Source organism: Curtobacterium sp. Curtsp22 (assembly GCF_059492135.1).
This window is the reverse complement of sequence record NZ_CP168519.1, coordinates 3,461,523-3,485,027: the sequence shown is the minus strand read 5'-3', so window position 1 is coordinate 3,485,027 and position 23,505 is coordinate 3,461,523. Positions and strand designations below refer to the sequence as shown.

Genomic DNA, 23,505 nt, shown 5'->3' with positions numbered 1-23,505 from the left:
GACCCCGTGTGACGCGGGGTGCGGCGGTGCGAGCGCGACTTCGTGAGCAGAAATGGTCGGGTCCCTCGCGGCGACCCGACCATTTCTGCTCACCAAGCGGCGCCGCCCGGCGGCGCGGGCGCGGCGCGGGGCTACCGGCGCTTGAGCATGACGACGGCACCGGCGGCCGCGACCACCATCAGGAGCGCCGCCACCCCCGCCGTCACCGTGACGCCGGAGTCGAACGCGGCCCGCGCCGACTCAAGCAGCGCCTGCCCCGCCGACCCGCCGAGGGACGACGCCGCCGACACCGCTCCGCCGAGGGTCTCCTGGGCAGCGGTGTGCGCCGACGAGGACAGCCCGTCCGGCACCACGACGTGCGCCCGGTAGGCCGTGGCCAGGATCGTCCCGAGCACCGCGGTCCCCAGCACGGCACCGATCTCGTACGCCGTCTCGGACATCGCCGACGCCGCACCGGCCTTGTCCGCCGGCGCCGTCGAGATGATGAGGTCGTTCGTCACCGTCTCCGAGGCGCCGATCCCGATCCCGAGCAGCACGAACGCGAACGCCAGCGCCACGATCGAGGCGTGGTGCCCGAGGACCGCGACCATCGCGTACGCGGCCGCCGAGAACAGCAGCGACACGGCGACGACCCAGCGCGGAGCGACCCGGGCGACGATCGGCACGACGACGAGCCCCGCCACGATCGTGAGGACCGACCCCGGCACCAGCACCATGCCGGACGCGAAGGGGTCGAGGCCGGCGACGAGCTGCAGGTGCTGTGCGATGAAGAACAGGAACCCGGTCAGCGAGAACATCGCCGCCATGTTCATGAGCACGCTGCCGGTGAACGCGGTGCTCCGGAACAGCCGGAGGTCGAGCATCGGGGTCCGGGAGCGGAGCTGCCGACGGACGAACGCGATGCCGCACAGGACGCCGACGGCGAGCATCGCGATCGCGAAGCCGCGCCCCTCGGGGTGCACGACGGACTTGATCGCCCACGCGATCGGGGCGAGGGCACCCAGCGACAGGAACATGCTCGGCACGTCGACCGGCCCCGGGTTCGGGTCGCGGGACTCCGGAACGCAGAACGGCACGGCGACGAGCATCACGACGAGGATCGGCACCGCGACGAGGAACACCGCGCCCCAGTGGGAGTGCGCGAGCAGCACGCCGCCGACGAGTGGCCCGAGGGCGTTGCCCGCCGCGAACATGGTGGACCAGACGGCGAGCGCCATCCGCCGCTCCCCCGCGTGGACGAAGACGTTGCGGATGATCGAGAGGGTCGCCGGCATGAGCATCGCGCCGAACACGCCCATGACGATCCGTGCGGCGACGAGCATCCAGGCGTCGGTGGCGAAGGCCGCGGCGACGGAGAAGAGCGCGAAGCCGGTGGCACCGACGACGAGGATCCGACGGCGGCCGATGCGGTCACCGATGCTGCCCATCACGACGAGGAGGCCGGCGAGGACGAGCGGGTACGCGTCGACGATCCAGAGCTGCGTGGTGGCGTCCGGGTTCAGCGCGCGCGAGATCGACGGCAGCGCGAAGCTCAGGACGGTGTTGTCCACCGAGATGAGGAGGACGGGCAGCATGAGCACCGCGAGGGCGGCGAACCGGCGGGCGCGGCTGCCGGTGGCGGCAGTGGGGATCGGGCTGGTGAGCAGGGCGGACACGGTGACTCCAGGGACTTCGAGCCGGACCAGGTCGACGGCGGAACTGACGAACGGACCGGACGGGACGCGGGGTGTGCACGCATCCCGTCAGGACTCCGTTAGTGTACCGTCTGGACGGTAATGGTTGCAAATGCAACTGAAGACGCACGGGAGGCGCGGTGCGGGCCCGCACCGCGCCTCCCGTCCGTCGTCCGGTCGCGCTCTCTCGTGGGCCGCGTCGTCAGGCCGACTCGCGCAGGAGCAGGCGGTGCCGCACCGTGCGCTGCACCGCGTCACCCTGCCGCGGCAGCTCGCCGGCGAGCATGCCGAGGGCGAGGTCGAGCGCCTCACGCGCGACCTCGTCGAGGTCCACCGCCAACGTGGTGAGCGTCGGCGAGACGAGCGAGCCCAGCGGCAGGCCGTCGACGCCGACGACCCGGAGCTCCCGCGGGACGTCGACGCCCGCCCGCCGACAGGCCTGCAGGACACCGAGCGCCATCACGTCGTTGAAGGCGAGGATCGCGTCCTGCCGTCGGCGTCGCCGGAGGATCCGTGTCGTCTCCTCGGCGCCGCACTCCGCCGTGCCGTGCTCGGCGTGCACGAGCTCGGGCAGGTACCCGCGCCGCTGGAGGGCGTCCATCATGAGGATGCCGCGGACACTCGTGTGCTCCGGCGAGGAGTTGTCGAGCACGACCGGGTGCCGGACCCCGGTGGCGACGAGGTGGTCGGCGAGGACCTCGATCGCGTCGGCGGGGTCGATCCAGACGGCTGCGGTCGGTGGCTCCGAGTACGGGTCGAGCTCGACCATCGGCACGGTGCCGAGGAGCTCGCGCCACCGGTCGCGACGGGAGCCGAGGTACCCGATGACGACGTCCGTCTGCGACCCGAGCGCCTGCACCATCCGGTCGGCGTCGCTCGCGAGGTCGACGTCGGCGAGCATGACGTTCCAGCCCTGCTCGGCGGCGAGTCGGAAGACGGCCGAGGCCAGCTGCGGCGTGTAGGGGTTGCGCAGGTCGTTCACGACGAGGCCGAGCTGGTGGTCGCCACCCGTGACGAGCCCGCGACCGAAGCGCGACGGCCGGTAGTCGAGGCGCTCCGCGGCGGCGAGGACCCGTTCCTTCGTCGCCGCGCTGATGCCGGACATGCCGTTCATCGCCCGGGTGACGGTCTGTCGGGACACCCCGGCGGCCGCGGCGACGTCGATGATCGTCGCCCGGCCGCCGGGTGCGGGAACGGGTTCGGTCAGTCGCGGAGGTCCAGCCATGCCACCTGTTCCGGAGTGAGGTCGACGGAGAGGCCGGTCATGGACGACCGGGCTTCCGCGATCGTACGCGGTCCGAAGAGCGGGAACGTCGGGAACGGCTGGTGCAGCACGTAGGCCAGGGCGATCGCCGTCGCGGGGACGCCGAACCGCTCGCCGAGCTCCGACGCACGGCGCAGCCGCTCGAAGTTCTCGTCGCTGTAGTAGCAGCGCACGAGTTCGGCGTCGCTCGTGTCCTCCGGCTTGGCCCGGCCGGTGAAGAACCCACGCGCCTGCGAGGACCAGGGCAGCAGGGGCACCTGGCGCTCCTCGAGCCACTGCTTCGACGCCGCGTCGGTGGCGTGCTCGCAGCCGGCCCACGGCACGTCGTACGCCTCGGCCAGCCCGAAGTGGTTGCTCAGCACCTCGAACTCGTGCTTGCCGTTCGCGCGGGCGTAGGCGTTCGCCTCGTCGAACCGGGCAGGGGTCCAGTTCGAGCCGCCGTACACGCGGATGCGGCCGGCACGACGGTGCTCGTCGAGGACGTCGACGAACTCCCCCACCGGGATGTCCGTGTTGTCGCGGTGCATCATGTAGATGTCCGCGTAGTCGGTGCCCTGGCGCTCGAGGCTCTCGAGCAGCTGCCGGGTGAGGGACTCCGGGTCGCAGTACGGCGTGTGCGCGCCCTTGGTGATCACGACCACGTCCTCGCGGACGCCGCGGTTCTGGATCCACTTGCCGAGCCGGCCCTCGAGCACGCCCCCGCCGTAGATGTAGCCGGTGTCGAACACGTTGCCGCCCTGCTCCACGAACAGGTCGAAGATCGCGCTCGCGTGCGCGAGGTCGGGCTGGTTGTCGACGCCCATCACCAGTCGGGACATGCGCTTGCCGACACCCGCGACCTCGCCGTAGCGCATCGGGTTGTCGGCTCGGTCCGGCTCGTGCGCGGCGACCGTGAGGGGTCGGCCGCTGACGGTCGGGATGTCGGCGGTCTCGGCCTCGAACGGGAAGCGCAGACCGATCGCGGCACGCCACTTGTCGAGCGTCCGCGCGGTGGCGAGCGACTCGTCGAGGGTGAACTCGGGGGCGTCGACACGACCGGCCGCGAGGGCCGCCGTGGTGGCGTCGGCCTCGAGGGCGTAGGGGTGCGCGCCGGCGAAGGACAGCGTGCGCGGGTCCTCGTCCACCGTGCTGATCTCGATCGTGGGGTCGTCGCCGAGGGTCCACGGGTCGGTGAGCGTGATCTTCCCCGTGGTGCCGTGGACGACCACGGCGTTGTCGTCCTGCACGCGGACGCCCGTGCGGAGGTTCGCGGTGATCCCGCCGGTGTAGCTGAGCTGTGCCACCGTCCACTCGTCGACGCCGGTCGGGCCGACGGTCCCGGTGGCGGTGAGCTCGGTGGGCTCGGCGACGGCCACGCCGGTCACGGCCTGCACGATCGCGGCCGTCATGGTCACCGGGTAGCCGCCCACGTCGAGGATCCCGCCGCCGGCCGTGTCGACGTCGAAGAGCCGGCCGGACCGGCTGCCCGCCCGGAACGCGAACGAGGCGTCGACGTGCGTGACGGTACCGATCGCACCCTGCCGGACGAGGTCGAGCAGGGCCGCGGTCTGCGGGTGGAAGCGGTACATGTACGCCTCGACGAGGGGCAGGCCGGCCTGGCGTGCGGCGTCGGCGAGCGCCATGGACGTGCCGTGGTTCGGCGAGAGCGGCTTCTCGCAGAGGACCGCCTTGCCCGCCGCGAGCGCCGCGAGGACGAGCGCCGCGTGCCCGGTGTGGACCGTCGAGACGTAGACGGCGTCGACGCGCGGGTCGGCGAGCACCTCGTCGTAGGTGGCCGCGGCGACGTCGGCGAACCCGTGCTCGGCCGCCTCGGCAGCGAACGCTCCCGCTCGCTCCGCCGACGAGCTGCCGGCCGCGACGAGGGTGGCCCCGACGCCGCTCGAGGGCAGCTGGGAGAGGAAGCGGCGGGCGATCCCACCGGGGCCGAGGACGGCCCAGCCGGGGGTGTCGTGCCCCGTCGAGGAGGTGCTGCTGGCGGTGGTCGCGGTCTGCGCTGACATGCGGATCCCTATCGTGTCGTGAACCTTCACGGTCCCGACGACCGTACCCGTCCGTCTCCGCACCTGCAACGATGCAGATGCTTGACACGGCGTGTCGGCCGGGGCATGCTCTGACCACTTCGTGAGCGTTCACGGTCGAGCGCTCATCGGTTCCGCATCTCAACGACGAGAGCAGGCACACCAGTGACAGCAGCAACGCACAGTCTCAGCCGGCGGGGGTTCCTCGCCGGCGCAGGCGCCCTCGGCGCACTCGCCACCACGGCCCTCCTCGCCGGGTGTTCCACCGGTACCGCGATCTCCAAGGACCCGGACGAACTCGTCCTCTGGTACTGGAACCGGTCCCTCGACCCGAAGTTCCTGAAGCAGGCGGCCGGGGGCATCAGCGGCCACGAACCGATGCGGCTGCGGCCGGACCTCATCGGCGGTGCGTCGTACGACACCAAGTTCCGGACCGCCCTCGCCGGGAACGCGTTCATCCCCGACGTCCTCATGGTGAACTCGAACTGCTGGCTCTACTTCCCCGACGAGGACCTCTTCACCGACTTCGATCCCTCCGCCACCGAGAAGTCCGCCTACTACGACTGGAAGCTCTCGCTCGGCCGAACCCCGTCCGGGCGGCAGTGCTTCTGGCCCGTCGACACCGGCCCCACCGGCTTCTTCTACAACCAGGACGTCCTGCAGAAGGCCGACCTCCCCACCGACCCGGACGAGGTGAGCGCGGCGATCCAGACCTGGGCGGACTTCCGGACCTTCGGCAAGCAGATCAAGCAGAAGACCGGTGCCGCGACGATCATCACCGCGACGCAGCTCTTCAACCAGTTCGTCTCCGCGAGCCCCACGCGGTACTTCGACCGTGACGACCAGCCGCTCTACCACGACGACGACAGCTCGATCCGGAAGGCCTGGGAGAACGCGGTCGAGTCGATCCACGCCGGGATCACCGGGAACCTGCAGTCCGGGACCGACCAGAACGCCGGGTGGGTCGCGGGTCGGGTCGCTGGGCAGATCGAGGGGGCGTGGTGGACGCAGATCATCCACGACACGGCTCCGGACCTGTCCGGGAAGTGGCGGATCGCCCGGCAGCCCGAGCGACCGGGCAACAGCGGCGGCTCGTTCCTGGCCGTGCCCAAGACGTCGAAGAACCCGGAGGCCGCGGTGGCGTTCGCCAAGTGGATCACCGGCGCGGACGTGCAGTCCCACACCTACAACGACATCCAGCTCTTCCCGTCGACACCCGCGTCGTTCGAGAACGGCATCATGCGCAACCCCGGCGACTTCTTCGGGGACCAGAACCCGCTCGACTTCTTCAGCAAGGCCGCACCGGAGGTCCCCGTGACGTACATCTCGAACTCGGAGCGGTTCATCGGCGCCTTCGCGACCGAGATCACGAACGTGGAGTCCGGCGGCAAGGACCCGGAGCGCGCCTGGCAGGACGCCATCGACCAGACCGACCGCGTCCTGGCGAAGCGCGGGGTGTCGGCATGAGCGCGCCGATCCGCGAGAAGACCGCCACCACCGCGAACCCCGTCGTCGGGGGCGCCCCCACCGCGTCGATCTCCACCGCGGCGACCGGGCACCGCTTCAGCCTCCGCCGGTTCTGGCCGCAGTACGTGGCGATCGCGCCGTTCTACGTGCTGTTCCTCGTGTTCGGGCTGTTCCCGATCGTCTTCTCGATCGTGCTGTCGTTCACCGACTGGGACGGCGTCGGCTCCCCCGCGTTCGTCGGCCTCGCGCAGTACCAGTACCTGCTGACCGACCCGCGGTTCTGGAACGCCGTCTCGAACACCTTCATCATCTGGATCATCTCGACCATCCCGATGCTGTTCCTCGCCCTCGTGCTCGCGTTCCTGTTGCACGGCAACATCCGGGCGAAGGGCTTCTACCGGGTCGCGTTCTTCATCCCGAACGTGACGAGCATGGTCGCGATGGCCATCGTGTTCGGCTCGGTGTTCTCGGACGGGTTCGGGCTCGTCAACGCCGCGCTCCGAGCCGTCGGTGCCGACCCGGTCGGCTGGCTCTCGTCGTACTGGGGCATCAAGGTCACGATCGCGGTCATGGTCATCTGGCGCTGGACCGGGTACAACGCGATCATCTACCTCGCCGGCCTGCAGTCGATCTCGACCGAGCTGTACGACGCGGCGAAGGTGGACGGCGCGAACACCTGGCAGATCTTCACGCGGATCACGATCCCGATGCTGCGGCCGGTCATCCTGTTCACCGTCATCACGTCGACCATCGGTGGCCTCGGGCTCTTCACCGAGCCGCAGATCCTGTTCAACGGGCAGGCGGTCGGTGGCCCCGACGAGGCCGGCATGACGATCGTGCTCTACCAGTACGACCAGGCGTTCAACCAGTTCGACTTCGGGTACGGCTCGGCGATCGCCTGGGTGCTGTTCTTCTTCTCCGTGGTCTTCGCGATCATCAACTGGCGACTGCTCAGCGAGCGCGACGGGCTCAAGACCCCACGGCGACTGCGTACCCCGCGCACCGTCACGACCAGCGCGAAGGGACCCCGCGCATGAGCGCCGACACCGCACCCCGCACCACGAACACCGCCGCCGCCCTCGGACGGCCGAACGCCGTCACCGACGGGCCCGACGACCACCGCCGGGGGTTCAGGCACGGCTGGGTCGGACGGCTCGTCACGCACCTGTGCCTCATCGTCGGCGTCGTGCTGTCGATCTTCCCGTTCTACTGGCTGCTCGTCATGTCGACGTCGTCGAACGCGCAGATATTCGGCTACCCGCCGTCGCTGTGGTTCAGCGACCACACCATGCAGAACCTCGCCACGGTGTTCAGCAGCGTCGACATGCTGCGGGCGCTCGGCAACACCGTCATCGTCGCCGGCGGCACCGCGGTCCTGGTCATGCTGTTCGACTCGCTGGCCGCGTTCGCCTTCGCCAAGTACGAGTTCCCGTTCAAGCGCTCGCTGTTCACCGTCATGCTGGCGACGTTCCTCGTCCCCGGCAGCCTGTCGCTCGTGCCGAGCTTCGTGCTCATGGCGCACCTCGGGTGGATCGGTGGACTCCAGGCGCTCATCGTCCCCGGGGCGGCGAACGCGTTCGGCATCTTCCTCCTGCGGCAGTTCGCCACCGGGTCGATCCCGAACGAGGTCATCGACTCCGCGCGCGTGGACGGCGCCGGGTTCTTCCGGACCTGGTGGTCGATCGCGGTCCCGATGCTCCGCGGCGGACTCGCGTTCCTCGGCATCTTCACCTTCATCACGGCGTGGAACGACTACGTGTGGCCGTTGATCGTGCTGATCGACCCGAAGGGGCAGACGCTCCAGGTGGCACTCGCCTCGCTCAGCTCGGTGAACGCGACCGACCTCGGCTCGGTGATGGCCGGCGCCGTGATCAGCGTGTTCCCGCTCATCGGGGTGTTCATCATCGGCTCGAGGCACTTCATCGCGAACATCGCGGCGGGGGCGCTGAAGGGCTGACCGGACCCGCAGGCGCCGTGGAGGATGGCCCACGGCGCCTGCGCTGCGCCCGCTGTGTCGTCGGCACAGCGCCCGCTCCGCGCCTGCGCTGCGCCCGCCGTGTCCTCGGCACAGCGCCCGCTCCGCGCCTGCGCTGCGCCCGCCGGACGCGGCACGCCCGCGTCCCATGGCAGACTTCCGGCATGGCAAGCGCCCGCGATCGTGTCCTGGACAGCTTCGTCGCCATCGTGTGCGAGGAAGGAGAGCGTCCGGCGACCCTCGACGCCGTGGCTGCTCGGGCCGGGGTGTCCAAGGGCGGACTGCTCTACCACTTCGGCTCGAAGGCCGCCCTGGTCGAGGGACTCTGCGAGCGCCTGTCCGACCTCTCCGCCATCGACGTCGAGCGCATGCGTGACGCCGAGGACGGCGCCGCCCGCTACTTCGTGCGGAACTGCCAGTTCGTGGGCAGCGAGCTCGACCTCGCCCTCCTCGCGGCGAGCCGGCTGCAGCAGGCCGGCTACGAAGAGGCGGGCCGCACCCTCGACGAGACCGAGAACGCCTGGCTGGCCACGCTCGTCGACTCGCTCGGGGACGTCCCCACGGCGCAGGCGATCAAGCTCATGGGCGACGGGCTGTACCACGCGGCGTCCCTCGGCGCAGCCAGCGAGGTCCGACCGGACCGCGCCTCGGTCGACATGGAACCGCTCCTCGCCGTGGTCGACCGGCTGATCGCCACCCGCCCCGGCGCGTGAACCGAGTTCGTCGCTCCTGGGGATAGACTGGGTCCGATCCACCCGCCTGATTCCGGAGGTACCACTGTGGGCCGCGTCATCGCCGCTGTTTTCTCGATCCTGCTGCTGCTGGTTTCGATGTACCTGTTCGGCTTCGCGTTCCAGGTGAGCTCGGGTCAGGCGTTCATCTTCATGGGCGGTCTCGTGCTCATGTGCCTCTCCTTCTTCCTGCCGATCCACGTGTTCGGCAAGCGGTAGTCAGCACCACCGCACACGAACGGCCCCGCACCCGAAGAGGTGCGGGGCCGTTCGCACAACGGAAGTCACCCCGCACCACGTGATCGCGTGGCGCGGGGTGACTTCGGTTGTGCGAGCGCAGCAGCGACGCGCGGACGCGCTGACGCGCAGCGGGCCAGGCGGGCCAGGAGGCGCGGGTCGCCTACGCGAGCACGCGCAGCCGGCGCAGGGTCACCACGGTCGACACGGCGGCGTGCACGGCCTCGGCTCCCTTGTCCTCCTTCGAACCGGGCAGCCCGGCACGGTCGAGGCCCTGCCGCTCGTCGTCCAGCGTGAGCACCCCGAACCCGACGGGCTTGCCGGCGTCGATCGCGACCCGGGTGAGGCCGCTCGTCGCCGCGTCCGAGACGTACTCGAAGTGCGGTGTCCCACCGCGGATGATCACGCCGAGGGCGACCGCCGCGTCGAACCCGGCCTCGAGCGCGGCCTTCGCGACCACGGGCAGCTCGAAGCTCCCGGGGACGGGGATGACCTCCGCCGTGGCCCCGAGCCGCTCGACCTCGCGCTGCGCCCCGGCGAGGAGGCCCCCGGCGATCTCGTCGTGCCACTGCCCGGCGACGATCGCCACCCGGATGCCGCTGCCGTCGACGTGGTCGCGGTCCGCCGCGCCTGCTCCGCTCATCGTGCCGTTCCTTCCGTGGGCGCGGACTCCGCCGCTGCCCGGTCTGCCGCGTCGAGCCACTCGGCGAGCGCGGCGATGGTGATGACGGGCACGCCGGCGCGTGCCCCGAGTCCGAGGAGTCCCGGCAGACGCATCATGCCGCCGTCCTCGTCGACGATCTCGCAGATCGCCGCAGCGGGCCGGAGCCCTGCGGCGGTGACCAGGTCGATCGCGGCTTCGGTGTGGCCCGCACGCTCGCGGACCCCGCCCGGACGGGCCCGCAGGGGCACGACGTGTCCGGGCCGGTGCAGGTCGTCGCGCACGGACGCCGGGTCGGCGAGGACCCGCAACGTGTGCGCTCGGTCGTGGGCGCTGATGCCGGTGGTGACCCCGACGGCGGCGTCGACGGTCACGGTGTAGGCCGTCCCGCGGACGTCCTCGTTGTGGGCGACCATCGGCGGGAGGTCGAGTGCGTCGGCGATCTCGACGCTCACCGGTGCGCAGATGAACCCCGACGAGTGCGCCACCGTCCAGGCGATCCACTCGGGGGTGGCGAGTTCGGCGGAGAGGATGACGTCGCCCTCGTTCTCGCGGTCCTCGTCGTCGGCGACGATCACCGGGCGGCCGGCGGCGATGGCGGCGATGGCCTCGTCGACGCTCGACAACCCGAGCGATCCCGGGACGACCGCACCGGAGGCACCCGCCTGCGCGGCGGGACGTGCCCCGGCGACCATCACCGTGCCTCCTGGCCGAGCGTGGCACCCGCGAGCGGACGCGCGTCGCCCTCGAGCGGACGCGCATCGCCCTCGAGCGGCCGCACCGCGGCGTCGAGCCGCAGCATCCGCCGGACGTGCCGGGCCAGGACGTCGGTCTCGATGTTCACCCGGTCCCCCGGCACGCGGGCGCCGAGCGTGGTGGCCTCGAGCGTCTCGGGGATGAGGCTCACCTCGAACCAGGCGTCCGCGGCCGGGGTCTCCTCGGAGGACACGGCGCTGACCGTCAGCGAGACGCCGTCGATCGCGATCGAGCCCTTGTCGACGACCAGGGGGCTGAGGTCCGGCGCGAGCGAGAACCGGACGCGCCGCCAGCCGTCGCCGTCCGCGGTCTCGAGCACGGTGGCGGTGCCGTCGACGTGGCCCTGGACGATGTGCCCGCCGAGCCGGTCGCCGACCGAGGCCGCGCGTTCGAGGTTGAGCCGGTCGCCGACCGCGAGCGACCCGTGCGCGCTCATGTCGAGCGTCTGCTTCATGACGAAGGCCGTGAAGGTCTCCGGGGTCTGCTCGACGACGGTCAGGCAGACGCCGCTCGTCGCGATGGAGTCGCCGTGCCGGGCGTCCTGCACGACGACGGGCCCGCGGACGGTGAGCGCGACGGAGTCGCCGTGCTGCTCGACGGCGGTGACGGTGCCGAGTTCCTCGATGATGCCGGTGAACACTGGTGTCCTCTCAACGGGACTCCGGGGGCGTTCGACGATCGTCGGCATCGACGGACGGGTCGCACCCACGGATCGTGGGACGTCTCGTCCGCCAGCGCGCCTCCCATCCGGACTTTCACCGTCGGTCCCGGAGTTCCACCGGGTCAACCTCTGCCGGGTTCGCACCCGTCATCAGTTCGTGGACTGTCACCACCGGTTCGGACTTGCACCGACCCCGGAGCGCTTGCGTACCGGGAACGATACCCCACCCAGGTGACGGACACGTTGCGCCGGTTCCGTGGGCGTAACCGGACGTCGCGTGACCGCGCTGCGGTCCGGGAGGCGCGGTGCGGTCGACCCCGCGACCCGCGTCCGCCACCCGGTCCCGCCGGCCGCGGGGCGGAGGTGCGCCGCGCCTCCCGAACCGTCCGTCGGTCCGTCTGCTCAGCCGCGCCCGCGTGCCAACGCCACCGCCTGCCGGAGCGACAGGTCCGGCAGGTACGCGCGCACCACCGCGATCCCGATCGCCGGCAGCGCGACCGGGTCCGGGTAGGCGAGCACCAGCGGGTGCAGCTCGGGGCCGAACTTCTGCTTGAAGCGCAGCAGCGACCGGAACCCGTACACCGGCTCGAGGATCCCGCCGACCAGGTCCAGCAAGCTCTGCACGCCGTCGTTCGCCTGCGGGCCCTCGGCGGCCTGCGCGAGCGGGGCCGCGGACAGGCTGAGTCGCTCGACGCCGTCCTCGCGCATCCGGTCGGCCGCACTCGCGACGAGGAACTCCATCACGCCGTTCGGTGCCGCGGGCGTGCGTCGCATGACGTCGAGCGTCCAGGCGACGACCCGGCCGTCCCGGTACCCCGGCAACCAGCTGGTGACCGCGAGCACCGTGCCCTCGGGGTCCTGCGCGACGAGGGTGCGCACCGCGGGGTCGCGCATCTCGTCGACCCCGCCGAGGGTGAACCCCATCTCGGGCAGCTCGCGCTCGGCGACCCACTCCTCGGAGATCGCCTCGATCTGCCGGGTGGTGGACGCGGGAAGCTGCTGCCAGCTCGACCAGGTCGCGGTGAGGCCCTCGCGCGCCGCCTTGTTCACCGAGGTCCGGACGTCCTGCTTCTTCTTCCCGCTCGTCGTCCACGTCCGGGGGTCGAAGTCGGCGTCCTCGGCCACCGGGAGCGTCGCCCAGCCCTGCGCGGTGAGCACCCCGGCGGTCTCCGCGCCGATGCCGTAGAAGACCGCCGTCCAGCCGTTGTCGTCGCACCACCGGGCGAACGCGGTCATCGCCGCCGTGCGGGCGTCGGGCCAGCCGAAGGGCCCGCCGACCGTCACCGCGACGCGGCCGTTGCGGCGGAAGGCGACGCCGGCGCGACCGTCCTCGGCGAACCAGTAGGCGTTGCCCTGCCAGGTCGTCATCCAGCCGAACGCGTCCCCGCCACCGGCGACGAGCAGGGCGCGGGCGCGCTCGCGGTCGGCGTGTGCAGCGTCGGCGTCGGTGTCGGGTTCGACGGCACCGGTCGGCCGGACGGCGGCGATCGCCACGACCAGCCAGAGCACCGGTCCGCTCAGCCCGAGCACGAGCCGGAGCGCGTGGTCGAGCGACGGGAGCCGGTCCCAGAAGCTCACCGGTGCGAGCGGGCCCAGGGCGGCGAGCGCCAGCCGCAGGGGGTCCTCGACGTGGTGCGCCGAGGACGCGGCGACGACCAGCACCACGACGACGATGCCGACCGCGGCCGCACCGACGGTGACCGCGAAGGCGACGACGCGGCGGCGGCTGGTGAGCACCGTGAAGGACCGCCGCAGCACGACGAGGACGACCGCGGTCCCGAGCGGGACGACGATCGACGCGACGATGGACACGTCGGTGACGAACTGGTCCTCGAGGCCGTGCTGTGCGACGATGCGCCCCGGGACGAGGCCGTAGGTGATCGCGGCGGCGATCGCCGTCACCGTGTCGACGGCGACCACGAGCCACACCGCGAAGCGACTGCCGCGGAAGAGCCCGAGTCCGCCGACGACGAGCACGAGCAGGGGCGCGACGGCGAGCACGAGGGTCCACGGGTCGGTCGCACGGAAGGACAGGAGCCCGCGGAGGCACTCCCCCGCGACCGCGTCCGCACGGCAGCCCCGCACCGGGGTGACGGGGCCGGCGCCGACGACCGCGGCGATCGGTGCGAGGAGCCCCACCCGCGCGCGGGAGACCAGCGCGATGACGGGGCCGACGGCGGACACCAGCACCGCGGTGCCGAGCAGCACCCGGATCTCGCGGTGCGAGCTGCGCACCCAGCCCTGCCGCTTCGGTGTGCGGCGCAGGAGTTCGCCGAGCAGCCACCCGGCGGCCGCGGCGAGGACGGCGGACAGGTCGGAGACGTGCCCGGCGTAGAGCAGGAGGGCGGCGACCACGGCGAGGGCGTTCACCCGGATCCGCCGCCGCCACAGCGTCCCCGCGAAGGCGCTGGCGGTGACGACCGTGCCGACGATGGCGGTCCAGGGGTCGAAGCTCGTCGCCCGGCCGAGCACCATCGGCACGGCGCCCTTGCCGTCGAGGTCGACGAGCACGGCGAACGCGGCGATGCCCGTACCGACGACGGTCGTGACCACGAAGGCCAGTGCCGTGCGCCAGGACCCCATGAGCCGCTCCGACGCCCCGACGAGCACGACCACCCCGGCGAGCGTCAGCAGCAGGGCGAGCACGCCGGTCGACGCCGCGAAGACCCGGAACGGACCGAACACGGTCGCGTGCGCTCCGTGTTCCACCCGGAGCACGAACGCGAGCGTCGAGGTCGCCAGCACGAGCACGACGATCGCCGTGGTGACCGGGCGGGTGACGACGACCCGGCGGACCGTCGCCACTGCCGATGCGACGCCGCTCACAGCGGTCCGCTCGCGGGGAGCCCGAGGTGGTCGAGCAGCGGTGGGAGGCCGTGTGCGAGCACGTAGCGGACGGTGTTCCAGTCGTGCGCCGACCCCGGGGAGACGACCAGCTGCGTGGCGATGCCCTCCCGCTCGGCCGCCGCACGGAGCGTGGCGGTGGACGCCTTGTACGGGGCGTCGTCCCCGCCCACCCCGAACACGACGAGGTGGTCGGCGTACCGGCCGTGGGCGCGCATCTCGGCGACCGGCGTCGCGGCGTCGTAGGCGGAGCGGGAACCGCCGAAGCCGACGGCGATGGTGTGCTGCAGGCTGCCGTTCTTCGGGGCGATCTCGCTCGAGATCGCCAGCGCGGACCCGAAGACGTCGGGGTGGGCAGACGAGAACTGCATCGCGCAGGTGGCCCCCTCGGAGAAGCCGACCACGCCCCAGCCCGTCGGTGCCGTGGCGACCGCGAGGTGCTTCCGGATCCAGTCGACGGTGTCCGTCATGACGTAGGTCTCGCTGCGCCCGAGCCGCCTGGAGTCCACGCACATCGGGTTGCGGTTCGGGGCGCCGAGCTGGTCCGGGGCGACGACGATCGGGGCGAGGCCGTCGTGCGCTGCTGCATACCGGTCAAGGTAGTGGCCGATGTCGCCGGTCTGGAAGAGGTCGGCCGGTTCGCCGGGTTGCCCGGAGAGTGCGACGAGCACGGGCAGCGCCGGGGCGTTCCGGACCTGCGCGGCCGGCGGGAGCCACACCACGGCCTTCCGGGCGTGGAAGTGCGAGATCGTGCCGGGGATCGTCACGCTGAACGTCTCGCCCTCCTTCGGCATGTCCGCCGGGGCGTGCCAGTCGTGCAGGTCGACGAGCCGCTCGACCGCCGGATCCCGTTCCGCCAGGGTCCGCGTCTTGTACGGGTTCGTGGCGATGGCCTGCTCGACGTTCTTGTAGAAGCCGAAGTCGACGTTGATGCCGAGACCCGCTGCGAGCAGCAGGCTCGCGGCGGCGGCCCCGGCGACCACCCGGCCCGTCCAGCCGCCCTGCACGAGCAGCACGACCAGCAGCAGGATCCCGGCGCACGCCAGGGCGACCCACATCCGGGTCACCGAGGTGAACGCGACACCGAACGCGTCCTGGACGTCGCCGAACCACCAGACGAGCGCCAGCCCGGCGACCGCACCGACGCCGAGGGCGGCGATCCGGACGAGGACGCGGCCGAGCGACCGCGGCCGGGCGAGGAGCGCCCACACGACGAGGACGGCGGCGAGCACGTCGACCGGGACGAGGACGGTCGAGCCCGTGATGGGGATGCGCAGGAGGTCGTGGAGCACGCTCTCATCGTGGCGCTGCCCTGCTGCCGGGCGGCCTCGGAGGCGCTTCTGCTCCGCACAGGTTCGCCATGGTCGGCTCCCAGAGAGCCTTCGGCGTTCGTCCAGCGGACGGCGGATGCTGGGCACAGGTGCGAGGGGCACCGCGGCGCGGTGCCCCTCGAGCCCGTCGGACGTCAGTGCCGCTTGCGCAGCACCAGGGTGCCCGCTCCGGCGAGGAGCAGCAGCAGGGCGATGCCGGCGGGGACGACCGGCGAGGACGCTCCCGTGTAGGCGAGGGCCGGCTGGCTGCTCGACGCAGCCACCGTGCGGACGGCGGCCTGGACGACCGTCGAGGCGCCGGCGGTCGTCGCGACGACCGTCGCGGGCCGGGAGGCGCTGGTCGCCACGATCGCGCCGGCCCCAGTGGCCGGGGTGGTCACCGAGACGGGCGTGGTGCCGTCGCCGGCGCCGTTCCCGTCGCCGGGGTCGGTGCCGTCACCGGGGGTGGTGCCGTCACCGGGGTCCGTACCGTCGCCGGGGGTGGTGCCGTCGCCCGGGTCCGTGCCGTCGCCCGGGTCCGTGCCGTCGCCCGGGTCGGTGCCGCTACCGGGAGTGGTGCCGCCACCGGGCGTCGTCGTCGAGCTGGTGCCGTCGCCGACGATGCCGATCCCGTTGCCGCCGATGGTGATCGGGAGGCTGATCACGGGTGTGATCTGGCTGCCCGAGAGCAGTCCCCCGTCACCCGAGGTGGATCCGCCCGTGGTGGGGGTCGTGGTCCCGGTCGCCGGGGCCGTGGAACCGGTGCTCGTGCCGTCACCGACGAGGCCGATGCCGTTCCCACCGATCGTCACCGGAACCGACACCACCGGGGACACCTGCGTGCCCGAGGCCGTGCCGTCCGAACCGGAGGTCGAACCACCCGCGGCCGGCGTCGTGGTGCCGGTCGCCGGGGCCGTCGACCCCGAGCTGGCACCGTCACCGAGCAGCCCGATGCCGTTGCCCGACACCGTCACCGGGACGGACACCACCGGCGCGACCTGCGTGCCCGAGGCCGTGCCGTCCGACCCCGAGGTCGAACCACCCGCGGCCGGCGTCGTGGTCCCGGTCGCCGGGGCCGTCGACCCCGAGCTGGCACCGTCACCGAGCAGCCCGATGCCGTTGCCCGACACCGTCACCGGGACGGACACCACCGGCGCGACCTGCGTGCCCGAGGCCGTGCCGTCCGACCCCGAGGTCAAACCACCCGCGGCCGGCGTCGTGGTGCCGGTCGCCGGGGCCGTCGACCCCGAGCTGGCGCCGTCACCGAGCAGCCCGATACCGTTGCCCGACACCGTCACCGGCACGGACACCACGGGCGCGACCTGCGTGCCCGAGGCCGTGCCGTCCGACCCGGAGGTCGTCGGCGCAGCAGCCGGAGCAGCAGGCGTCGAGGCAGCGGGCGCCGTCGCAGCAGGAGTGGCGGCAGCGGACACGGCGTCGCCGCCGACCGCCACCGCGTTGCCCGTGGCGGAGACCGGCGCGGTCACCGCACCGGCGACCTGGGTCCCCGAGGCGATGCCGTCCGACCCGGAGGTCGTCGGCGCCGCAGCAGGCGCAGCAGCAGGTGCCGCCGGAGCAGCCGAAGCCGCCGGAGCCGGTGCGGATGCCGCGGCGGCGTCGCCACCGACCGCGATCGCGTTGCCCGAGACCTGCACGGGCGCCGCGACGTCGGGTACGACCTGCGTCCCCGAGGCGATGCCGTCGGCACCCGACGTGGACGGTGTCGCGGCCGGAGCCGAGGACGACGGTGCGGCCGGGGCCGCGGGCGCTGCGGGCCGGGTGATCGACGACACCGCGTCGCCGAGGACCCCGAGTGCGTTGCCGGTCGCGGACACCGGCGCGTCGATCGACGGCGCCACCTGTGTGCCCGAGGCGGTGCCGTCCGCTCCGGAGGTCGTCGCCGCGTTCGCCGCGACCGCACCCCCGAGCGTCAGACCGCCGACGAAGAGGGCGAACCAGAGCCCTCTCGAGACGTACTTGTTCATGATCGTTGCTCCCTGATCGAGATGAGATGTGGACCGACCGCGATGGCGGCCGGCGGTGCGTGCCTGCCGTGTCGGACAGGCGCACCGATCTCAGTCAGGGGCGACGTCGTGCTCGCCGACGATGGACGCGGGGACCGCGTCGTCGGCGATGGTGCCGCGTGACCCCGCGGCGAGGGAGACCTGGTCGTCGGAACCGACGATGCCGACGGCTGCTGCCGACCCGCCGGAACCGGCAGCGGTGCCGCCGAGGGCACCGGTGGCGGAACCGACCGCGGGGCCGCCGAACGTGACGCCGTGGCCCTCGGGGACGAGGAGTGCCCGGCCGCCGAACGTCGCGTCCTGCACGCCCGGTGCAGCGGCGGCGCTCCCACCTCCGGCGAGCACGGAGGCCCGCTCGGTGGCGACGGCGTCCGTCCGCTCGGCAGCGCTCCCCGGCGCCACGGTTGCCGGCGCGACAGCGCTGGCAGCGCCCGGGGACGTGAGCGACGGTGTCGACGCGACCGGGGCCGTGGACGTGCCGCCCACCGGAGCGGTGGGGAGGCCGACGACGGGATCCGTGCCTCCTGGCAGGACGCCGCCGACCGTCGGCGGCAGGCCGGTGAGCACGTCCGGCACCGATCCGACGACCGTGCCGACGCCGCCGAGGGTGTCGTCCACCAGCCCGCTGACCGGGTCGGTCACGGTGCCGAGGGTGTCGTCGCCGAGGACCGTGCCGACGACCGGGAGGCCGCCGACCACCTGGTCGAGCGAGTGCACGACGGTGGTCACGGGGCGAGCGTCGGTGAGGGTCTGGACGGCGCCGGTGACGGGACGGAGGACGGTCGCGACCGTGCCGGTGACGGGCCTGGAGGCGCTGCTCGCCTCCGCCGGTCCGGCCTGCGGTGCTGCGGGGGTCGCGCTGGTCGCTGCGGGTGCCGCCGCGGGGGCGGTCGCGGGCTGCGCTGCCGGTGCTGCAGGTGCAGCCGGGGCGGGCGCGGCGGGTGCCGGTGTGGACGGTGCCGGAGCGGCGCTCGACGGCTGCGTGTGGGCCGGAGCGGCGCTCGACGGGTGGGTCGGTGCCGGAGCTGCGGGGGCCGGCGCCGCCGGGGCCGCGGGTGCCGGGTGCGCTGCCGGGGCGCTCGGTGCGGGCGCGGCCGGGGCTGCCAGAGCGGCGGGGGCGACGGCCTTCCGGACCGGGGCGACGACGCCGTCGACGACGTGCCCGACCCCACCGGCGACGCCCTGGACGGTGTCGCCGAGGCCGTCGACGACCCCGCCGACCAGCCCGCGCTGCTGCGACGGGTGGGTCTGCAGCGTCTGCTGGGCGGGCGCGGGGGCCGCCGCGGCCGGACGAGCGCCGAGCACCAACGAGAGCAGCACGAGGGCAGCGGCGATGCCGACGCCGAACACGACGTACCGGATCATCGCGCGCCAGGGTGCGCGCAACGGCTGGTCCATGCGCTCACCTCCTGATCTCGGCTGCGCACGTAGAGTGGTTGTCCGGCAATGTACGCCGCTCCGTTCCGGAACGCACCCTGTTCCGGAAGAAATCGTCAGGAAAGGCCGGTCTTGGTCTCGATCTTCAACGCCCCGACGCGCAACCTGGACGTCGTCACCCTGCACGAGATCCTGCGACTCCGGCAGGACGTGTTCGTGGTCGAGCAGGCAGCCGCCTACCCGGACATCGACGGGCGCGACCTCGAGCCCGGCACGCTGCAGTTCTGGGCGGGGCAGGGCTCGGTCGACGCCACGCTCCGGCTCCTCCGCGAGGACGACGGCACCGAGCGCATCGGCCGCGTCGCCACGGCGAAGGCCGCCAGGGGGCAGGGGCTGTCGTCGCTGCTGATGGAGGCCGCGATCGCCGAGGCACGCTCCCCGCGCATCGCGATCGACGCCCAGGCGCACCTCGAGCAGTGGTACGCCCGGTTCGGGTTCGTGCGTTCGGGCGAGGACTTCAACGAGGACGGGATCCCCCACCTCCCGATGACCCGCACGCGCTGAGTCAGGCCCGCCAGCGCCGGAGCTCGTCGAACGACCGCCCCTGCTGTGCCCGGTCGGCGACGAGCCGTTCGAACACGATGTTCGTCTGCGTCGTCGCCACCGAGGGATCGCCGCTGAGCTCGTCGGCCACGAAGTCGCGGAGCTGCTCGGTGGACGTGCACGCGATGTGCACGAGGAAGTCCTTGTCGCCGGCCAGGAACGACACGTCCTGCACGACGGGCACCCGGAGCAGCCGCTTCGCGAAGTCGCGGAGCTCGTGGCGCGCTGCGGCGTGCACCCGGACCGAGACCATCGCCTCGATCGCGAAGCCGAGCCGTGCGACGTCCACGTCGGCCCGGTAGCCACGGATGACCCCGGCGTCCTCGAGTGCACGGACGCGCGTCAGGCACGTCGACGGGGCGATGCCGACCGCAGCGGCGAGGCGGTTGTTCGGGATCCGGGCGTCGGCGGCGAGGGTCCAGAGGATCCGCTCGTCGACCTCGTCGAGGCGCGGCGCGGGATCGGGGCGACGGACGTGGCGATCGGACACGGCTCGACGCTACCGCGGCCCGGCGAGGAGCTGCCGCAGGACCCCGGTGAGCGCGTCCGAGACCGCCTGGTGGTCGGCCGACGCGAGCGGCTCGACCTTCGTGGACGTCCGGAGCATGGTCATGCCGAGCACCACCGCCAGGGCGATCTCGGCGCGGAGGAGCAGGTCGTCGGTGACCTCGTCGTGGACGGCCCCGGCGAGTCGTTCGGCGTAGCGGCGCAGTGTCTCGCGGCGGATGGCGTCCGCGCCGTCGTCCCCCGAGGAGCGCAGCAGCAGCATGAGCTGGAGCGAGTCGTCGTCGGTCGGGGACCGGACGGCGTGCTCGATCATGCCGGCGAGGGACCGCTCGAGGTCCGGCACGGGCCGCTCCTCGGCGCCGAGGTCGCGGGCGACGCGGTCGAGACACTCCCGGAAGAGCCCCTCCTTCGACACGAAGTACCGGTTGATCAGGGCGACGTTCACGCCGGCGTCCGCGGCGATGTCGCGCACGGTGGTGGCCCGGTAGCCGTCGAAGGCGAACCGACGTCGCGCGGCCTGCACGAGCAGTCGGCGGGTTGCCTCGGCGTCCTTGCTCATGCTCCGAGCGTAGCGGTTCGGAGACGGATGTAAGCAAGTGTTGACATCCGCCTCGAACCGCGTACCCTCGTCAAGTCAGCAACTGTTTACATCCAAGCGTACGGAGCACGATGACCGAGACCATGGACACCCCGCGGACCGGGTCCCACCCCACCACCGGTGCGCGCCGACCGAACAGCACGGCGATCATCGTCTACCTGTCGCTCGGCGGCCTGTCCTTCGCCGTCCTGCAGTCGCTCGTCGCACCGGCGCTGTCGACCATCGGACAGGACCTCGGCGCCTCCACGAGCGCGACGAGCTGGGTGCTCACGGCGTACCTGCTCTCGGCGTCGGTGCTCACGCCGATCCTCGGACGGCTCGGGGACATGGTCGGCAAACGCAAGGTGCTCATCGTCGTCCTGTCGATCCTCCTCGTCGGCGCCGTCCTCGCCGCCCTCGCGCCGAACCTCGGCACGCTGATCGTCGGTCGCGCGCTCCAGGGCGCCGCCGGCGCCGTGATGCCGCTGTCGATCGGCATCGTCCGCGACGAGCTCCCGAAGGAGAAGGTCAGCGTCACGATCGGCCTGCTGTCGGCGATCTTCGGCATCGGCGCGGGCGTCGGGATCGTCGCCGCGGGCCCGATCGTCGAACACCTCTCGTGGCACTGGCTGTTCTGGCTCCCCGCCGTGCTCGTCGTCATCGCTCTGCTCGGCGCGGTCTTCGGCATGCCCGAGTCCCCGGTCCGGAAGCCCGGTCGCCTGGACATGCTCGGCACCGGTGTGCTCGCGGTCTCCCTGGTCGCGATCCTGCTGGCGATCAGCGAGGGCGAGACCTGGGGCTGGGGCGACGGCAAGACCGTCGGTCTGCTGATCCTCGGCGCGGTCGCACTCGTCGCCTTCGTGCTCGTCGAGCTCCGCGTCGCCGAACCGCTCATCGACGTCCGGCTGTTCGCGGTCCGCGGCGTCTGGACGGCCCACGTGGTCGCGCTCGTCTTCGGCTTCGCGATGTTCGGCACGTTCGTCCTCGTCCCGACGCTCCTCCAGCTCCCGACCGCCGTCGGGTACGGGTTCGGCAAGGACGTGACCGAAGCAGGGCTCTTCCTGCTCCCGACCGTCGTCATGATGATCATCGCCGGGCCGATCGCCGGCATCCTCGTCCGCAAGGTCGGCCCGAAGCCGCCGATGCTGCTCGGTGGGGTCGCCATCGTCGCCGCGTTCCTCATCCCCGCGATCTCGCACGCCGCGATCGCCGAGGTCGTCGTGTCCGGCGTCCTGACGGGCATCGGCATCGGCCTCGCCCTCGCCGCGTGCTCGAACGCGATCATCGAGAGCGTCCCCGCGAACCAGACCGGCGAGGCCATCAGCGCCAACACCGTCGTCCGCACGATCGGCTCCAGCGTCGGAACCGCGGTCATCGCGGCGCTGATCACGTCCCACACCACCGCGCGGGGGCTGCCGACCGACGACGCGTTCACGATCGGGTTCTGGGCGTGCACGGGCGTGGCCGTCCTCGCGGTCCTGGCCGCCGTCGCGGCACCGTCGATGCGGGCGCGGCGGGCCGCTGCCGCCGCACGCGGGATCGACGACCTCGACGAGATCGCGTCCTAGCGCACCACGGCGGTGGAGACCCGACCGTCTCCGGAGGCCCGGCCCGCGTCGTCGACGCGAGCCGGGCCTCCAGTGCGCCACCCGCTCGTCCCCGCGGCGGACGCGCCGAAGCCCGTGTTCTTCTCGGCGCGTGACCGTTCCGGTTCGCGATCCCCGGCATCCGCGAACCAGAACGGTCACGCGCCGGACGGAACCTGCTCGTCACCGCGGGTCCTGGGAACCCGCCTAGCATGCGCGTCGGACACGTGACGACTCCCGTCCCCGACGCGTCACCCTGGTGGGTGCGGACGACCGCGCCCGAGGAACAGGAGACACCATGAGCACCGACCACGACGACACCACGACCGGCAAGACGTCCTTCCGTGACACCGTCACCGCCGGGCTCGTGCAGAAGGCGCTCGAGCCGGTGCTCCGCGCCGTCCGCGACGAGGTCGCTTCCGCACGACGCGAGATCGGCGACCGCGTCAGCGGTGCGAAGACGGGCCTCGTGCTCACCGGTGTCGCGGTGGCGTTCGCGCTGACGACCCTCGTCCTGCTCGCCGGGTTCGTGGTGGTGCTGCTCGCGCTCGTGCTCCCGCTCTGGGCCGCGACCGGCATCACGCTCGTCGTGTTCGGCGTCGTCACCGCGGTCCTCGCGGCCGTCGGCATCGCCGGCATCCGTCGGGGTGTGCCGCCGGTGCCGTCCGACACGATCCACGAGGTGCAGGAGCGCGTGGCGAACCGCTGACTACATCGCGAGCGTCATGCCGACGACGGCGACCGTCATCGCGAAGACCTCGCCGCTCCGGACGGCACGCCGATCTTCTCGTGCCCACTCGTGGCGGAGCAGCCACCCGCTGAACGCGGCGTAGCCGATCACTCCGGCGCCGAGCACCGCGGTCAGGGCGATGCCGTGGCCCGCGTGTCCGTCGGCGATGCCCGTGGCGTGCCCCATCAGGAGCATCCCGGACATCACGACCGCGGACAGCGCCCGGTGGACGTCCATCGGCTCGGCACGGCGACCGTCGGCGCGGCGCCGCCGCATGACGGGCAGCGGCGCGAGGAGGAGGAGCACGGTGGCGGCGAGGAGCGTCCACACCGCTCCGGCGTGCACGACGGGCATGAGCATCGCGACGAGCATCACCGCCGCGGGGACGATCACGCCAGGGCGAGGCCGGTACCGGTCCCCCACGATGCAGCACACCGACGCGAACTGCGGCACGACGAGCATGGCATCGGCGACGGTCTCGTGCACGGGGTGTCCTCGGGCGGC

Annotated in this window: 21 protein-coding genes and 1 riboswitch; of the genes, 8 read left to right on the top strand and 13 right to left on the bottom strand. The window is 72.5% G+C overall.

Going from position 1 to position 23,505, the window contains the following annotated elements:
• Positions 1-131: 131 nt before the first annotated feature.
• The 3 genes from ACEN8D_RS16915 to ACEN8D_RS16905 all read right to left on the bottom strand — a co-directional run bounded on the left by ACEN8D_RS16915 (position 132) and on the right by ACEN8D_RS16905 (position 4,937).
• Complete coding sequence (locus ACEN8D_RS16915; RefSeq protein ID WP_413461623.1) at positions 132-1,655, bottom strand: MFS transporter; 1,524 nt, start codon at positions 1,653-1,655, stop codon at positions 132-134.
• 220 nt (positions 1,656-1,875) lie between these two features.
• Complete coding sequence (locus ACEN8D_RS16910; protein ID WP_071296384.1) at positions 1,876-2,898, bottom strand: LacI family DNA-binding transcriptional regulator; 1,023 nt, start codon at positions 2,896-2,898, stop codon at positions 1,876-1,878.
• On the bottom strand, positions 2,877-4,937 hold the full coding sequence (locus tag ACEN8D_RS16905; RefSeq protein WP_413461731.1) for an aldo/keto reductase: 2,061 nt from the start codon (positions 4,935-4,937) through the stop codon (positions 2,877-2,879). The genes ACEN8D_RS16910 and ACEN8D_RS16905 overlap by 22 nt, the downstream gene beginning before the upstream one ends.
• Before the next feature lie 183 nt (positions 4,938-5,120).
• Between ACEN8D_RS16905 and ACEN8D_RS16900 the strand changes: the two genes are divergently transcribed.
• From ACEN8D_RS16900 to ACEN8D_RS16880, 5 genes are all read left to right on the top strand, one after another.
• Positions 5,121-6,422: an ABC transporter substrate-binding protein gene (locus ACEN8D_RS16900; RefSeq protein ID WP_070418335.1), complete on the top strand. Its 1,302-nt coding sequence runs from the start codon at positions 5,121-5,123 to the stop codon at positions 6,420-6,422.
• Positions 6,419-7,459, top strand: a complete 1,041-nt coding sequence (locus ACEN8D_RS16895; RefSeq protein ID WP_413399490.1) for a carbohydrate ABC transporter permease — start codon at positions 6,419-6,421, stop codon at positions 7,457-7,459. Before ACEN8D_RS16900 ends, ACEN8D_RS16895 begins: the two co-directional genes overlap by 4 nt.
• Positions 7,456-8,379 (top strand): carbohydrate ABC transporter permease, encoded by a 924-nt coding sequence (locus ACEN8D_RS16890; RefSeq protein ID WP_083295259.1) that lies wholly within the window; start codon positions 7,456-7,458, stop codon positions 8,377-8,379. The genes ACEN8D_RS16895 and ACEN8D_RS16890 overlap by 4 nt, the downstream gene beginning before the upstream one ends.
• Positions 8,380-8,561: 182 nt before the next feature.
• Positions 8,562-9,110, top strand: a complete 549-nt coding sequence (locus ACEN8D_RS16885; RefSeq protein ID WP_070418334.1) for a TetR/AcrR family transcriptional regulator — start codon at positions 8,562-8,564, stop codon at positions 9,108-9,110.
• 66 nt (positions 9,111-9,176) lie between these two features.
• On the top strand, positions 9,177-9,347 hold the full coding sequence (locus ACEN8D_RS16880) for a hypothetical protein (RefSeq protein ID WP_156794867.1): 171 nt from the start codon (positions 9,177-9,179) through the stop codon (positions 9,345-9,347).
• Positions 9,348-9,528: 181 nt separating this feature from the next.
• Here ACEN8D_RS16880 and ribH read toward each other — a convergent pair whose 3' ends face one another.
• From ribH to ACEN8D_RS16845, 7 genes are all read right to left on the bottom strand, one after another.
• Entirely contained in the window at positions 9,529-10,008 is a 480-nt protein-coding gene (gene ribH / locus ACEN8D_RS16875; protein ID WP_413461638.1) for a 6,7-dimethyl-8-ribityllumazine synthase, read from the bottom strand.
• Complete coding sequence (ribB, locus tag ACEN8D_RS16870; RefSeq protein ID WP_092386299.1) at positions 10,005-10,721, bottom strand: 3,4-dihydroxy-2-butanone-4-phosphate synthase; 717 nt, start codon at positions 10,719-10,721, stop codon at positions 10,005-10,007. Before ribB ends, ribH begins: the two co-directional genes overlap by 4 nt.
• On the bottom strand, positions 10,721-11,422 hold the full coding sequence (locus ACEN8D_RS16865) for a riboflavin synthase (RefSeq protein ID WP_413399330.1): 702 nt from the start codon (positions 11,420-11,422) through the stop codon (positions 10,721-10,723). The genes ribB and ACEN8D_RS16865 overlap by 1 nt, the downstream gene beginning before the upstream one ends.
• A gap of 91 nt (positions 11,423-11,513) precedes the next feature.
• Positions 11,514-11,648, bottom strand: a riboswitch (FMN riboswitch).
• A gap of 197 nt (positions 11,649-11,845) precedes the next feature.
• Positions 11,846-14,269, bottom strand: coding sequence for a bifunctional lysylphosphatidylglycerol flippase/synthetase MprF (locus ACEN8D_RS16860; RefSeq protein ID WP_413461637.1), 2,424 nt, complete (start codon positions 14,267-14,269; stop codon positions 11,846-11,848).
• The gene (locus ACEN8D_RS16855; RefSeq protein ID WP_413399859.1) at positions 14,266-15,579 is read right to left on the bottom strand and encodes an alpha/beta hydrolase; all 1,314 of its coding nucleotides are present in this window, start codon (positions 15,577-15,579) and stop codon (positions 14,266-14,268) included. The genes ACEN8D_RS16860 and ACEN8D_RS16855 overlap by 4 nt, the downstream gene beginning before the upstream one ends.
• Positions 15,580-15,752: 173 nt before the next feature.
• Entirely contained in the window at positions 15,753-17,582 is a 1,830-nt protein-coding gene (locus ACEN8D_RS16850; protein ID WP_495601078.1) for a beta strand repeat-containing protein, read from the bottom strand.
• 90 nt (positions 17,583-17,672) lie between these two features.
• A complete protein-coding gene (locus ACEN8D_RS16845) occupies positions 17,673-19,019 on the bottom strand; it encodes a hypothetical protein (protein ID WP_495601077.1) in 1,347 nt (448 codons plus the stop codon).
• Positions 19,020-19,130: 111 nt separating this feature from the next.
• Between ACEN8D_RS16845 and ACEN8D_RS16840 the strand changes: the two genes are divergently transcribed.
• On the top strand, positions 19,131-19,562 hold the full coding sequence (locus ACEN8D_RS16840; RefSeq protein WP_070418328.1) for a GNAT family N-acetyltransferase: 432 nt from the start codon (positions 19,131-19,133) through the stop codon (positions 19,560-19,562).
• A gap of 1 nt (position 19,563) precedes the next feature.
• On the opposite strand, the gene ACEN8D_RS16835 is transcribed toward ACEN8D_RS16840, so the two are convergent.
• A complete protein-coding gene (locus ACEN8D_RS16835) occupies positions 19,564-20,091 on the bottom strand; it encodes an Lrp/AsnC family transcriptional regulator (protein WP_070418327.1) in 528 nt (175 codons plus the stop codon).
• Between the two features lie 9 nt (positions 20,092-20,100).
• Entirely contained in the window at positions 20,101-20,667 is a 567-nt protein-coding gene (locus tag ACEN8D_RS16830) for a TetR/AcrR family transcriptional regulator (RefSeq protein ID WP_071296392.1), read from the bottom strand.
• 110 nt (positions 20,668-20,777) lie between these two features.
• On the opposite strand from ACEN8D_RS16830, the gene ACEN8D_RS16825 reads away from it, so the two are divergent.
• Positions 20,778-22,253, top strand: a complete 1,476-nt coding sequence (locus ACEN8D_RS16825; RefSeq protein WP_413399332.1) for an MFS transporter — start codon at positions 20,778-20,780, stop codon at positions 22,251-22,253.
• Positions 22,254-22,569: 316 nt separating this feature from the next.
• Positions 22,570-22,980, top strand: a complete 411-nt coding sequence (locus ACEN8D_RS16820; protein ID WP_413399413.1) for a phage holin family protein — start codon at positions 22,570-22,572, stop codon at positions 22,978-22,980.
• Here the strand turns inward: ACEN8D_RS16820 and ACEN8D_RS16815 are convergent, their stop codons facing one another.
• Positions 22,981-23,487 (bottom strand): hypothetical protein, encoded by a 507-nt coding sequence (locus tag ACEN8D_RS16815; RefSeq protein WP_071296394.1) that lies wholly within the window; start codon positions 23,485-23,487, stop codon positions 22,981-22,983.
• Positions 23,488-23,505 lie beyond the last annotated feature (18 nt).